The organism is Noviherbaspirillum sp. (assembly GCF_035627455.1).
In the GTDB taxonomy this organism is placed as follows: Bacteria; Pseudomonadota; Gammaproteobacteria; order Burkholderiales; family Burkholderiaceae_D; genus Noviherbaspirillum.
Genome location: NZ_DASPLS010000057.1, coordinates 1 through 12831, shown reverse-complemented (window position 1 = coordinate 12831; position 12831 = coordinate 1). Strand labels below are relative to the sequence as shown.

Genomic DNA, 12831 nt, shown 5'->3' with positions numbered 1-12831 from the left:
GCTATCGATACGCCTGGATCCGCTCTTCGATTACGCGCGGGTTGTCGCCATTGCCAAGGCTGCAGAACACATCGGTGAGCATTTCGCGCCGCCGGACCTCGTCCGCCACGATGGTCTTGAGCTTGTTCGAGATCGGAAGGAATACCAGGTTGGCCAGTCCCACGCCATAGATGGTGGCGACGAACGCAACAGCGATGCCGCCGCCCAGCCTGCTCGGATCGGTCAGGTTTTCCATCACATGAATCAGGCCGAGCACCGCGCCGAGAATGCCGATGGTCGGCGCGTACCCCCCTGCCGCTTCCCAGATCTTTGCCGCCTGCCGCTCGCGCCTTTCGTAGGTAGTGATATCGACCTCCAGAATTTCGCGCATCTTGTAGGGATCGACGCCGTCGACCACGAGCTGCAGGCCCTTCGCGGTGAAACGGTCCTGGACCCCGTCGATAAACCGTTCCAGGCTGAGCAACCCCTCGCGCCGCGCCGTGGTGCTCCAGATGGAAATATCATGCGTGAGGGTGCGCGAAAGGTCCGGCGGTTGCACGAACACCCAGCGCAACATGGCCGCGCCGCGCAGGAAGGTGGCCATTCCGCTTTGCAGCAGCACCGAGCCAAGCGTGCCCACTACGACGATCACGAAGGCCGCCGGCTGTAACAGCGAGTCGAGATGGCCGCCCTCGAGCGCCTGGCCGGCCAGGATACCGGCCAGCCCGAGCAGCAGCCCGGCTAGGCTAGCCCAGTCCACGCCTGCTCCCGCAATCTTGCGCGCATCCGGGCAACCGCCTGGCTGTGCAGCTGACACACGCGCGACTCGGACACCCCCATCACGGCACCGATTTCCTTCAGGTTCATCTCCTGTTCATAGTAGAGGCCCATCAGGATCTTCTCCCGCTCCGGCAAGGCTTCGATGGCCCGGATCACCGCCTGGCGGAATCCGGTGTTCATCAACGCCTGCAGCGGGTCGCCCTGCTCGTCGATGCAGTAACGGTCGAGGAAATGCTCGTTTTCGTCCTTTTCGTGGAAGTCCTCGTAGTAGACCAGCTGGTGGCCGCTGCCTTCGTTGAGCATCTCCTGGTACTCTTCCAGCGAGAGCTTCATCTCCTTGGCGATTTCCGCTTCCATCGGCGCGCGGCCCAGCTTCTGTTGCAACTTGTTCATCGCAACTTCAATCTTGCGCATGTTCTGGCGGATGCTGCGCGGCAGCCAGTCGCTGTTACGCAGTTCATCGAGCATCGCGCCGCGGATGCGTTGCACCGCGTAGGTTTCGAACTGCGCGCCGTGGTTTTCCTCGTAGCGGCCGACCGCATCCAGCAGCCCGATCATGCCGGCCTGGATCAGGTCATCCACCTCGACGCTGGGCGGCAGCTTGGCCTTGAGCTGGTGTGCCAGTTTCTTGACCAGGGGAGCGTGCTCCTCCAGCAACTGGTTCTTGTCGGATTTTCCGCTAACGGTGTACATAATTTATGGATGCCGAGCTTGGCATCATGTTCAGAACCGCCATGTTATCCCGCTGCGGCCACATCCGACAATACGACCCTCCCTGCGAGACGCCGGAACGCCACCGACGCGCCGGCCAGCGGGAATGCATCGACCACTGCGCGGCCAAGCCGCATCGCGCGTTTCAGATGCTCGTCGGCGGGCACGGACCCCATGGAATTCAGCTTGACAGCCAGATAACGGTTCGCCGCCTTTGCCATGTTTTCGAACACAACCTGAGCTTCCTTTTCCGTCGCGCCGGTGACCAGAATGCTGAACGGACGACGCCCCAGCTTGCCGTTCAGGCGCTTGATCAGCGCATAGGCATTCTTGATCGATTCCGGGCTGTTGGCCACCTGCACCACGATTTCCGTGTCGTTGAGCGCCGGGATCGCCAGCGAATCTTCCATATCCAGCTCCGCGTCGACCACCACGATGTCGGCGCGCGTGGCCAGCTCGTTGAACGCCTCGTCCAGCATGCGCGCAAGCTGCGCATCCTTCACCGCGGAACGCTGCGGGCCGCGCTTGAGCGCAGCCACAGCGAAGCCCTGCGGCATCGCCTGCACGACATCCTCAAGCGAACGTTCAAGCCGGGCTACCTGTGTCAGCGTCGCGCCGCGCACTGCATCCAGGCGATTCGAGATGCCCTCGGAACCGAGGCAGGCGTCGACCAGCAGCACATCGCGGCCTGCCTGGGCGAGCGATGCGCCAAGGTTGACCAGCATGGCTCCCTTTTCATCGGCCGAGGCCGCGGACAGGAACGTGAACACACGCGGCTTTGGACCGGCGAGCATCCGCCGCAGGCCTTCGGCCTGGTCAAAATCAAAACTAGCCAAGGGTCACCTCGCGCAAACCTTTGTCATTCATCGCCGCTGCCGCGCTGCCGATAATCAGCGGCAGTTCGTCGTCTTGATACTGGAACGGCGCGGTCTCGCGCTTGAGCTTGAATGCGCGGTCGACCAGGTAATGCTGGTTCGGCACATGCAAGTCTTCCGGCACCCGCTGCCCGTTGGCGACGTAATACAGACTGAGCTTCTGGCGGATCAGCACGTCGAGCACGTTGCCCACGGTCGCTGCTTCGTCCAGCTTGGTAATGATGCACCCGGCCAGGCCGCCGCCCTGATACGAACGCACCACTTCGTTGAGCGTTTCGCCAGTTGAGGTCGCTGCCATGCAAAGCAGGCGCTTGACCTTGCAGTCGGTGCCCGAAAGCATTGCGATCTGCTCGGCCACCATCTTGTCGCGCTGCCCCATGCCGACAGTATCGATCAGCACCATGTGCTTGTTCTTCAACTCTTCGAGTGCGATGCGCAGGTCGGTTTCGTCCTTCACCGAATGCACCATCACGCCAAGGATCTTGCCGTAAATGCGCAGCTGCTCGTAGCCGCCGATACGATAACCGTCGGTCGTGATCAGCGCGAGCTTGCCGGCCCCGTGACGCATCACGCAGCGAGCCGCGAGTTTTGCGGTGGTCGTGGTCTTGCCGACGCCGGTAGGACCCACAAGTGCGTACACGCCGCCCTTTTCCAGGATTTCGTTTTCGTTGCTGATGACGTTCAGGTTGCGGGCCAGGACCGATTTCACCCAGGCGAGACCATTCTCCTGCTTTTCACCGGAAGGCAGCTTCTGGGTGACGTAACGTGACAGGCTTGCACTGAAGCCGGCGGACAGCATTTCGCGCATCACGTTGGCCTTGACCGGCTCGCGCTTCTGCTGGCTGCTCCAGGCGATTTCCGCCAGTTGCGATTCCAGCATGCCGCGCATGGAGCGCAGTTCCGACATGACTTCGGTGATGTCCGCTGCGGAGCGCTCATTCAGGATGGCCGGCCCCCGGCTCGCGGCCAGCGCATCGGCAAGGTTGGATGCCTGGTCGCTGTCGATTGCCCGCCCGGCACCGAACGCGTGGGGAGCGGCAGCAGGTGCCGCGGCCGGCTGCGCCTCCGGCAGGCGCTTGGCGCCGAACACGGCAAGCGTGGATTCGGACAGCTGCGGCTTGACCGGTTTTTCGATCACCGGCTCGGCCAGTGAAGACATGTCCTCGGGTGCCAGCGCAAGGATTTCAACCATGCCGCTGATAGTCCGGTTGGAGAGAATCACCGCGTCCGGTCCGAGCGCTTCACGCACCTGACGCCATGCGTCGCGCGACGTTTTTGCGGAGAATTTTCTTACGTTCATGCTTGGCCTCCAACAAGGCTGGTAACTCTAATCGTCTTGGAATCGGGAAGTTCTGAGTGCGACAGCACCTTGAGCTGCGGCAGCGCACGGCGCAGGAAGCGCGCCAGCAAGGCACGCAACGGACCGGGCACGAGCAGCACCGGCGGCAGGCCCATCTGCTCCTGCTGACGCGCCGCGCGTTCGGTTTGCGTCGCAATGGTATCGGCAAGCCCGGGCTCGATGCCGGCCCCGTCCGCGCCGCCGGACTGCAACGCCTGCATCAGGATGCGCTCGAGTCGGCTGTCAAGGGTAATGACCGAGAGTTCATTCCCAGAAGGGAAAATCTGTTGCACGATTGCGCGCCCGAGCGTGATGCGAACCTGGGCGGTCAGCTCGTTCGGATCCTGTGTCGCCGGCGCAAACTCCGAAAGGGTTTCGATGATCGAGCGCATGTCGCGGATATGCACGCCTTCGGAGAGCAGGTTCTGCAGCACTTTCTGCAGTGTCGACAACGAAATGACTTTCGGCACCAGGTCCTCGACCAGCTTCGGCGACTCCTTGCCGAGATGGTCGAGCAACTGCTGCACTTCCATGCGGCCGAGCAGCTCGGACGCGTGCGTGGTAATGACATGGTTCAGGTGGGTTGCAATGACGGTTCCCGCATCGACGACGGTATACCCCATTGCCTGCGCCTGGTCGCGCAGGCTGGCGTCGATCCAGGTTGCGGGCAGGCCGAACGCGGGATCGGTGGTCGCCGTGCCAGGCAGCGTGCCGTGGACCATGCCCGGATTGATCGCCAGGAATTGGCCGACGTAAGCCTCACCGGTGCCGACCTCGACGCCCTTCAAGCTGATGCGGTATGCGGTCGGCTTGAGTTCCAGGTTGTCACGGATATGTACCGGCGGCGAAAGGAAGCCGACTTCCTGCGCAAATTTCTTGCGGATGCCTTTGATACGCCGCAGCAGCTCGCCGTTCTGCCCCTTGTCCACCAGCGGAATCAGGCGGTATCCGACTTCCAGGCCGAGCGTGTCCACCGGCACGATATCCTGCCAGGTGGCCTCTTCCACTTCCGGCGCGGCAGTCGCGATTTCCGGCACCGGTTCCGGCGCCTCGTCCACTTTCTGCGCGCGCTTCTTCAGCAGGTGCGCGCCACCCGCCAGGGCACCGCCCAACAGGATGAACGCGATATGCGGCATGCCCGGAATGAGGCCCAGGCCGCCGACAATAGCGCCGGTGATATAAAGAACATCCGGCTTGGCGAACAGCTGGTTGATCAACTGGCCGCCGATATCCTGCTCGCTGGCCACACGCGACACTACCACGCCGGCCGCGGTCGAGATGATCAGCGACGGGATCTGCGCGACCAGACCGTCGCCGATGGCCAGCAGCGTATAGTTCTTGATCGCCGCGTCGAAGGCGAGATCGTGCTGCACCATCCCGACGATGAGGCCGCCGAAAATGTTGATGACCGTGACCAGGATGCCGGCGACCGCATCGCCGCGCACGTATTTGCTCGCACCGTCCATTGCGCCGTAGAATTCGGCCTCCTGCGCGACCTCGGTGCGGCGGCGTCGCGCTTCCTGCTCGCCGATCATGCCGGCGTTCAGGTCGGCGTCGATCGCCATCTGTTTGCCGGGCATCGCGTCCAGTGCGAAACGCGCGCCGACTTCCGCGATACGCCCAGCGCCCTTGGTCACCACCACAAAGTTGATGATGGTGAGGATGATGAATACCACGATACCAACGGTATAGTTCCCGCCGATCAGGAAGTGGCCGAACGCCTCGATCACCTTGCCCGCCGCATCGGGCCCGGTATGCCCCTCCGTCAGCACGACCCGGGTGGATGCCACGTTGAGCGACAGGCGCAGCATGGTGGAAACCAGCAGCACCGTCGGGAACACCATGAAGTCGAGCGGCTTGACCGTGTACAGGCTGGTCAGCAGCACGATGATCGACAGCGCGATGTTGAAGCTGAAAAAGATGTCCAGCGCAAACGCCGGCAGCGGCAAGATCATCATTGCCAGCATCATGACAATGAGGATAGGCGCGGCAAGCGCCTTGCTCGATTGTCCAGAAAGCCATGCGGGCAGCGTCAAACCGTTCATTGCATCAACCCATTGTCAGGCGTTTGCGCCTTGTTCAGCGGATCCAGCTCCGGCGGCACATCGAGATCTCCGGGCGCCTGCGGACGCACGCCGCCGTGCTGGCTGTACGCGCGCAGCTGGAATACATAGGCAAGCACTTCCGCCACTGCGGTATACAGCTTGGCGGGGATCTCGTCTCCTAGTTCGGTATGGCGATAAAGCGCACGCGCAAGCGGCGGCGCTTCCAGCAGCGCGACCTTGTGTTCGGCCGCGATCTCCCGGATCTTCGCGGCGACTTCGTCCGCGCCCTTTGCAACGACGACCGGCGCGCGCATCTTGCCTTCGGTGTACTTCAACGCAACAGCGTAGTGGGTCGGGTTGGTCACCACCACGTCGGCCGTCGGGATCTCGGACATCATCCGGCGCTTTGCCATCTCGCGCTGCAGCTGGCGGATGCGCGCCTTGACCATCGGATCGCCATCGGACTCCTTCGATTCCTGGCGCAGTTCCTCGCGCGTCATCTTCAGCTTGTTTGCGTAATGCCAGAGTTGATACGGCACGTCGATCAGCGCGATGACAACCAGGCCGAAGACGATGGCGATGAAACTGGTCAGCAGCAGGTCTCCAAGGTGGGCACCGCCGGATGCGAGCGGCTCGGTCGCGAGGGCAAGCATGGTGTCAGCCTGCCGCATCACCACGATCCATGCGATGCCGCCGATCAGCACCGTCTTTCCGATCGCTTTGACCAGCTCTACCAGGGCGCGCGTGGAGAACATGTTGCCCAACCCTTTGATCGGATTGAGCCGCGAAAAATTAGGCTCCAAGGACTTGGCAGTGAACAACCAGCCGCCGATCAGCAGCGGCGACCCGGCGGCGACGAGCAGCAGGATGCCGGCCAGCGGCGCAAAGCCGAGCAGCACCTCCGTGAGGCCGGGGACGATATGCATCAGAAGCTGATTGAAGTCGAAGGCGTGTTCGCGCTCCAGCGACAGGCCGGATGTCAGCATGTGATTGAGACTGCGGACGAGACGATCGCCGGAGAACCAGATGCCAAGGCCGGCACCCAGAAGAACCGTGCAGGTGGCCAGCTCCCTCGAACGGGGAACGTCGCCTTCCTCTCGCGCCTGCTCCAGTCTTCTGGGCGACGCGGGTTCTGTTCTTTCAAGATCGCTATCTTCGGCCACCGCCGGCTCCTGTTTTGCCCGCAGTGCGCTCCGGATGACGCACTAGGGACGAATAGGAAGGATTATTCGCGAAATAGCACTATGACCATGCCGGGAATAAGTGTGAAAACCCCCCGCTATTCCATGCCGCAAGGAAACGGGAGGCTGGCAGTGAAAGGAATCAGAGCTTGAGCGTTTGCGCCCAGGCGAGCGCCGACATTTGTGCCTGGTTCACCTGTTTGGCACTGATGCAAAGGGAGGTTGCCATCGAATCCACAACCGCGGAATTCAATTCACAGGCTTCCGCCAGGGCCAGGAAGGGGCCGTAGATCCCCTCGCGCGACAGCAGGGCCTGCGTCACCGACTCGGAAAGCTGGATCTTCTCGAGAACGTCTTCCATCGGCACGCCGAGCAGTTTGTCGAGCAGGGAAAACATGCCGGCAACGAACAGGTTCTCGGCTTCGTTCTTAGGCAGAAAGCCGCCGCCGAGCAGCTCCGCGAAGCGTCCACGGATGACGGCGGTCTGCATCAGCACCGGTGAGTAGCCGGTAGTGGTCGCGGTTGCGAGAAGCAGCGCGAGCCAGCGATACAACGGGGAATAGCCGAGCATGGTGACCGCATGCTTGAGCGACTGGATCTCGCATCCCAGACCGAATCCGGCCGAGTTGATGTAGCGCAGCAGCTTGTAGGACAAGGCAGCGTCACGCTTGAGCACACCTTCCAGCTGCTTGACGTCGGCATTGCGCCGGACCATGTCCATCAGTTGCAGGATCATGGCCTGCGCCGGATTCAGCTCCTTGGAACGGTTGCCGGGACGCGGCGCAAGATGCAGCTGCCCGACGAATGCGTACATGCCGAGCTGGGCGCAAATATCGTACGTCTGCCAGCTGCCGACATTGCGCGCGACCATGCGCAAGGACGGCATGTTTAGCGAACGATAGTGCTGCACCTGGCCGACGAAGTCCGCGGTACCGACCTGCATTTCGATATAGGTCAGTTGCGGCAGCAGGCTGCGGTCGAGGTTTGCAAGGGCAATGTCGCGCACCGAAATGCCGTAGCCCTTGGCACGCGCCGCCTGAACGGCGGCAACCGCTTCCGGCGCCGTGAGGTCGGCGCCGCGCAGTGCGAATACGACTCCCTTGGGCGGCAATGCATTCAATACTTCGTGCGTTAGCAGCGCCGGCGACGCCTCGATGAACAGAATCTGATCGCCCAGCGGAGCGCCGGGCTCGACGCTGTTCAGCTGATCGGCGACAAAGCGCGCCAGTGCGACGATTTCGGAGTCCGACGGACGTCTCGTCTTGGCCACATGCTGCCAATACAGCTCATAACCGAGCACCCGTTCCTGAGAGTTGAGCAGCGGCTCCCGAATGATAAAGTGCTCTTCTTGCATGTAGTGTGTGATGGGATGGGAAAGATCCGACGTTGTTGCAGTTAGAAACCCAGGCTTTCCAGCAAGTCGTCCACCTGCCCCTGGCTGGAAACGACATCCGCGCTCGCCGTCGGGTTGATCTGGGGACCGTTCAGCAGGCCGGAATTCGTTTCGCGGCGCACTTCGGCCGGCGCGTAATCGACCAGCAGCTGAACGAGCTGCTGCTCGATGTTGTGCGCAAGCTCAGTCACCTTCTTGATGACCTGGCCGGTGAGGTCCTGAAAATCCTGCGCCATCATGATGTCCAGCAGCTGCTGCTTGGTGACGATGGCGCCGCCACGGGCTTCATCCAGGAATGCGACGGTGCGTTCTGCCAGCGCCCGGTACTGCGCCTCGGAAAACGACGCCTGCAGCGCGGACTGCCAACTCTGTGCGATGTCGTCGGCGCCGGCCTCAATCTTGTCCTGGATCGGGCTGGCAAGCTCTGTTGCCGTCAGCACCCTCTGCGCAGCCTGCTCTGTCATCCTTGCGACGTAGTCAAGCCGGTCCCGCGCATCGGGAATGTCGTGTGCCGCTTTCGCAATCAGCTTGTCGAAACCCAGTCCGCGCAGGTTGTCGTGTAAGGTGCGCGTCATCTGGCCGACACGCGCCAGCATTTCCTCCTGCGGGAAATTATCGACCTCGGCCTTCGCCTGCTGCCACGCCGTGTTCACGTCAGGCCCCTACTTTTTCCAGCTTCTCGAAGATCTTGGTCAGCTTTTCGTCGAGAGTGGCCGCAGTAAAGGGCTTCACCACGTAGCCGTTGGCGCCTGCCTGGGCCGCAGCGATGATGTTTTCCTTCTTCGCCTCGGCCGTCACCATCAACACCGGCAATTTTGACAGAGCCGGATCAGAACGGATGTTCTGCAGCATCGTCAGTCCATCCATGACAGGCATGTTCCAGTCGGAGATTACGAAATCGAACTGCTCGCTCCGGAGTTTGGAGAGCGCCATGGCACCGTCTTCTGCCTCGTCGACATTTGTGTAGCCCAATTCTTTCAGCAGATTGCGGACGATACGACGCATCGTCGAGAAATCGTCGACCACCAGAAATTTTGTATTTGGACCAGCCATGAATTACTCCATTGATTCTCAAACCGTTATGACTATCCGTTCGCCCGCAAGCACGAACGGCCGCACTAAGTATAATCCTTCCGCTCTTCATTATGCACCTAAAGCATGATCTGCTTTAGACATGCCGAGCAAAAGCGACAGCAGGCAAAAAGAATGTGTACTTTCTTGCAATGCCCTTAGACCCGCAACGCGCGGCTGCTGTGCGCCGCCAGGTAGCCCAGCACCATTCCCGGCAGCGCGTGCAAGGCGCCGACCTCGTGCGTCGCGCCCACCGCGATCGCTTCCCGCGGCATGCCGAACACCACGCATGAGGCCTCGTCCTGCGCGAAGTTATAAGCCCCTGCATTGCGCATTGCGAGCATGCCGGCGGCACCGTCCTTTCCCATGCCCGTAAGGATGACGCCGACCGCATTCTTGCCCGCGCAGCGGGCCGCGGAATCGAACAGGACGTCGACCGACGGCCGATGCCTGTTGACCGGCGGCCCCTGGTCCAGTTGGGTCACGTAGTTCGCGCCGCTGCGCGCAAGCAGCAGATGCGAATGCCCGGGCGCGATGAACGCGTGGCCGGGCAGCACACGCTCCCCTCCCTCCGCCTCCTTCACCGTGATTTTGCACAGGCTGTCGAGCCGCTTGGCAAAGGAACGCGTAAAGCCTTCGGGCATATGCTGGGTGATCAGGATGCCGGGACAGTCCGACGGCATCTGCATCAGGAAATCCTTGATCGCTTCCGTACCGCCGGTAGAGGCGCCGATGATGATCAGCTTTTCGCTACTGGTCAGCGGATTACGGATCAGCGGCAGTCCCTCCGCGGACGTCTTGCCTGCCTCCGCCTGTGCCACCGTGCGAGGTTTGACACGGGCCTTGGCGGCGGCGCGGATCTTGTCGGTAATCAGCTCGGAATACTCGAGCATCCCGGTCTGGATCGAGAGTTTCGGCTTGGTGACGAAATCGACAGCACCGAGTTCGAGTGCGCGCAACGTGATTTCCGAACCGCGTTCGGTCAATGAAGACACCATCACCACCGGCATGGGACGCAGCCGCATCAGCTTCTCGAGGAAGTCCAGGCCGTCCATGCGCGGCATTTCCACGTCGAGCGTCAGCACGTCCGGATTGGTCCGTTTAATCAGGTCGCGCGCGACGATCGGGTCCGGCGCCACGCCCACCACCTCCATGTCCGGCTGCTGACGAATGATTTCGCTCATCACGCTGCGGATCAGCGCGGAGTCATCCACAATCAATACTTTAATCTTCATGGTGCTTGCTTTCCGTTTCAGGCACTGCTTTCTTATTCCTTTCGACCCCCGCCCTGCGCTCGCTCTTGACGCCGGCGCATCAGCCGAACAGCTCGACATCACCCGACACCGGCGTGGTGAGGAGCTTGCTCGCATAATCCTGCTCCCGGTTCACCAGCGTGTTGTTATTCAGCTGCTTGAGTTTTTTCACCAGCACTTTGCCGGAGCGCGGGAAAAAGTAGACCTTGCGCGGATAGATGTCATTCAGGTCTTCCGCAACGACACGGATATTCTCGGCGCGCAGGTAATCACGGACGAACTGCGCATTCCTCTCGCCGACATTGATCGCGATGAATCCGCGCAGCACATTTCCACCGCCGAAAACCTTTGCCTCGAGGTTTTCCCTTCGCGCGCCCGCCTTGAGCAAATCGTTGATCAGCACTTCCATCGCGTAGGTGCCGTACCGCATTGAAGCCGAAACCGGACTGTCGCTGTCGTTACCGCCGTCGGGGAGCATGAAGTGATTCATGCCGCCGATGCCGGTCACGCGGTCGCGGATGCAGGCCGACACGCAGGAGCCGAGCACGGTCACGATCAGCATGTCCTTGCAGGTGTAGTAGTACTCGCCCGGAAGGATCTTCGCCGCATCGCAGTCGAAGGTCCGATCGTAGTAGACGTTGGTGGCAAAGTGCTCTTCGAGGGCGTAGCTCATACGTTATTTCTCAATCCTGCGCGCCGCTGCGCGGTGCGCCATACCGCGCGCCGGGTCCAGTTCGTAGACCGTCTTGCCCCGCAACTTGAACGCATCCGAAACATACAGAAAATTCTCGGAATGGCCGGCAAACAGCAATGCATCCGGCTTCATCAGCGGCGCAAAACGTGAAAGGATTTTACCCTGCGTCGGCTTGTCGAAATAGATCATGACGTTCCGACAAAAGATTGCATCGAAGGGCCCGTTGACCGGCCAGTCATCGGAAAGCAGATTGAGTTGCTTGAATGTCACCATCTGGCGCAGCTCGGGGCGGACCCGCACCAGCCCGGCGCGCTCCCCCTTCCCCCTCAGGAAAAACCGCCTGGCGCGCTCCGGAGGCATCTTGTCGAGACGCTCGATCGGGTAGATACCGTTGGCGGCCGTCGCCAGCACGTTGGTATCAATGTCGGTTGCGATCACATGTGCTTGCGGCGTAAGGGTGCCAAGCGCCTCGCATATGGTAATGGCGATGGAATACGGCTCTTCGCCGGTGGAACTCGCCGCACACCAGATCAGGAGCGGCTCCTTCGGATTCCTAACATGGTCGGCCAGGATCGGGAAGTGATGCGCCTCGCGGAAAAATGACGTCAGGTTCGTCGTCAGGGCATTCGTGAACGCCTCCCACTCCCCACTGTCCTGGCGGCTTTCCAAATCGTCGAGATAAGCCTGGAACGAGCGTATGCCCGTAGCGCGCAAGCGGCGGGCCAGGCGACTGTAGACCATTTCCTGTTTGCTTTCCGCAAGCGCAATGCCGGCGCGCTTGTAGATCAGAGAACGCACGCGCTCGAAATCGCGCGGCGTGAACTCGAATTCTTTAACTGTTTCCTGTTTCTGTATTACCGAAGTCACCACAACGGATTACTTTCTTAGGTAGCGTTCTTTATTTTCCGACAACCACTTCATGCGGCGTGTGGCCGACTCAACCGGACTACCGCGCCCGTCGATTATGACGATCGAGCGGCGGCGTCAATCGCGGGAACAACGATTCAATACTACGCCTGTTACATGCAAAAAGGCGCGCCTGCGGTGGCACGCCTTCCTTGCTCTCTATGAGATTTGCCTGACCACCCCGGCATCCTATTCCCTGCCCATGGGCGATCAGAACTCTTCCCAGTCGCCCTCGTTTGCAGGAGCGGTCTGCTTCGGCTGCGCGATCGCTTTCGGCGCGGCCGGCGTCATTGCATTACGCGGCATCGCTACCCGACGGGTTGCAGGTGCGGACATCGGCTTTGCCGCGACCGGCGCGTGGTTCGCAGCAGTCGCCAACTGCGTGCCGCCATTGCCCAGGACCTTGAACACCGAGACTGCCTGCGCAAGCGATGCGGATTGCTGCTGCATGCTTTCCGCGGTAGCTGCCGCCTGCTCGACGAGTGCCGCGTTCTGCTGCGTCATCTCATCCATCTGGGCGATCGCATGGTTGACTTCCTCGATGCCGGAGCTCTGCTCCTGGCTGGCCGCGGTAATCTCGTTCATGATGTCGGCCACGTGCTTG

At 61.3% G+C, this 12831-nt stretch carries 12 protein-coding genes and 1 pseudogene; all 13 read right to left on the bottom strand.

The features are described from left to right. Window position 1: 1 nt before the first annotated feature. Window positions 2-739, bottom strand: coding sequence for a flagellar motor protein (locus VEC01_RS10150; protein ID WP_324900696.1), 738 nt, complete (start codon window positions 737-739; stop codon window positions 2-4). Further along, window positions 721-1452, bottom strand: a complete 732-nt coding sequence (locus VEC01_RS10145) for an RNA polymerase sigma factor FliA (protein ID WP_324900695.1) — start codon at window positions 1450-1452, stop codon at window positions 721-723. Before VEC01_RS10145 ends, VEC01_RS10150 begins: the two co-directional genes overlap by 19 nt. Before the next feature lie 44 nt (window positions 1453-1496). Further along, complete coding sequence (locus tag VEC01_RS10140; RefSeq protein WP_324900694.1) at window positions 1497-2306, bottom strand: antiactivator of flagellar biosynthesis FleN protein; 810 nt, start codon at window positions 2304-2306, stop codon at window positions 1497-1499. Beyond that, window positions 2299-3645 (bottom strand): flagellar biosynthesis protein FlhF, encoded by a 1347-nt coding sequence (flhF, locus tag VEC01_RS10135; protein WP_324900693.1) that lies wholly within the window; start codon window positions 3643-3645, stop codon window positions 2299-2301. The genes VEC01_RS10140 and flhF overlap by 8 nt, the downstream gene beginning before the upstream one ends. Then, complete coding sequence (flhA, locus tag VEC01_RS10130; protein WP_324900692.1) at window positions 3642-5729, bottom strand: flagellar biosynthesis protein FlhA; 2088 nt, start codon at window positions 5727-5729, stop codon at window positions 3642-3644. The genes flhF and flhA overlap by 4 nt, the downstream gene beginning before the upstream one ends. Further along, entirely contained in the window at window positions 5726-6892 is a 1167-nt protein-coding gene (gene flhB, locus VEC01_RS10125) for a flagellar biosynthesis protein FlhB (protein WP_324900691.1), read from the bottom strand. The genes flhA and flhB overlap by 4 nt, the downstream gene beginning before the upstream one ends. Window positions 6893-7052: 160 nt before the next feature. Beyond that, window positions 7053-8264, bottom strand: coding sequence for an EAL and HDOD domain-containing protein (locus VEC01_RS10120; protein WP_324900690.1), 1212 nt, complete (start codon window positions 8262-8264; stop codon window positions 7053-7055). Window positions 8265-8305: 41 nt separating this feature from the next. Beyond that, window positions 8306-8956 carry a protein phosphatase CheZ gene (cheZ, locus tag VEC01_RS10115; RefSeq protein WP_324900689.1) on the bottom strand — a complete coding sequence of 217 codons (651 nt, stop codon included), beginning with the start codon at window positions 8954-8956 and terminating at the stop codon, window positions 8306-8308. Between the two features lies 1 nt (window position 8957). Then, window positions 8958-9356 (bottom strand): chemotaxis response regulator CheY, encoded by a 399-nt coding sequence (gene cheY / locus VEC01_RS10110; protein ID WP_324900688.1) that lies wholly within the window; start codon window positions 9354-9356, stop codon window positions 8958-8960. A 176-nt stretch (window positions 9357-9532) separates the two neighbouring features. Then, window positions 9533-10609 (bottom strand): chemotaxis response regulator protein-glutamate methylesterase, encoded by a 1077-nt coding sequence (locus VEC01_RS10105; RefSeq protein WP_324900687.1) that lies wholly within the window; start codon window positions 10607-10609, stop codon window positions 9533-9535. A gap of 79 nt (window positions 10610-10688) precedes the next feature. Further along, window positions 10689-11300, bottom strand: a complete 612-nt coding sequence (gene cheD / locus VEC01_RS10100; RefSeq protein ID WP_324900686.1) for a chemoreceptor glutamine deamidase CheD — start codon at window positions 11298-11300, stop codon at window positions 10689-10691. 3 nt (window positions 11301-11303) lie between these two features. Then, a complete protein-coding gene (locus VEC01_RS10095) occupies window positions 11304-12191 on the bottom strand; it encodes a CheR family methyltransferase (protein ID WP_324900685.1) in 888 nt (295 codons plus the stop codon). Window positions 12192-12437: 246 nt separating this feature from the next. Further along, window positions 12438-12831 (bottom strand): annotated as a pseudogene (locus VEC01_RS10090) (methyl-accepting chemotaxis protein); the annotation flags it as partial.

Bases quoted from the DNA above. Each gene is read 5' to 3' on its own strand.
- VEC01_RS10120 (WP_324900690.1), bottom strand. From the start codon at position 8,264: ATGCAAGAAGAGCACTTTATCATTCGGGAGCCGCTGCTCAACTCTCAG.
- cheY (WP_324900688.1), bottom strand. From the start codon at position 9,356: ATGGCTGGTCCAAATACAAAATTTCTGGTGGTCGACGATTTCTCGACG.
- cheD (WP_324900686.1), bottom strand. From the start codon at position 11,300: ATGAGCTACGCCCTCGAAGAGCACTTTGCCACCAACGTCTACTACGAT.
- flhA (WP_324900692.1), bottom strand. From the start codon at position 5,729: ATGAACGGTTTGACGCTGCCCGCATGGCTTTCTGGACAATCGAGCAAG.
- VEC01_RS10105 (WP_324900687.1), bottom strand. From the start codon at position 10,609: ATGAAGATTAAAGTATTGATTGTGGATGACTCCGCGCTGATCCGCAGC.
- VEC01_RS10145 (WP_324900695.1), bottom strand. From the start codon at position 1,452: ATGTACACCGTTAGCGGAAAATCCGACAAGAACCAGTTGCTGGAGGAG.
- flhF (WP_324900693.1), bottom strand. From the start codon at position 3,645: ATGAACGTAAGAAAATTCTCCGCAAAAACGTCGCGCGACGCATGGCGT.